Annotated in this window: 1 protein-coding gene (only partly in view); it reads right to left on the reverse strand. The window is 76.8% G+C overall.

The genetic code is table 11. The features are described from left to right. On the reverse strand, positions 1-495 hold part of the coding region annotated (locus CCN44_RS48040) for an Lsr2 family DNA-binding protein (RefSeq protein ID WP_208639840.1) (this coding region is incomplete at its 3' end). The annotated region continues 1,607 nt past the right edge of the window; 495 of 2,102 annotated nt are visible.

Consider the following 495-nt stretch of genomic DNA (forward strand, 5'->3'; position numbering starts at 1 on the left):
GGCGGGTCGGCCGGCAGGCCGTGCGCGCGCCGGTAGTCGCGGATCAGGGACCGGGGGAGCCGCCCGCGGTCGCTGATCCGTCGCCCTTCGGCCTGCGCCCAGGCGCGTACGTGTGCCGCGTCGATGCCGGGCGAGGACGGGTTCTTCTCCGGGAGGGCGCCGAGCGGGCCGCCGGAGGACGCCGGCGGCACGGGCTCCGGGGTCCCTCGGCGCGGATCCGTACCGGTGGTCCGCGCGTCGAGCGCGTCCGCCAGCGACCGCAGCCGTGCGGCGATCGTGCGGGGCGGTACCGCGATCGCGTGGCCGGTGCCGTGCCGTGTCACGGCCGCGATGCCCGGACTGCCGAGGAGCGCCAGCGCCTCCTCGATCTCCTTCTTGCCGAGCGGCTCGCCCAGGGACGCCTTCGTCTCCCGCCAGATGTCCCCCACGTCCAGCGCCCCGGCGCTGAACTCGATCTCGTCCGGGTCGTTCGCGCTCTTCCACAGGGCGGCGGCC

Origin of the sequence: Streptomyces tricolor, assembly GCF_002155905.1 — a bacterium.
Classification (GTDB): Bacteria; Actinomycetota; Actinomycetes; order Streptomycetales; family Streptomycetaceae; genus Streptomyces; species Streptomyces tricolor.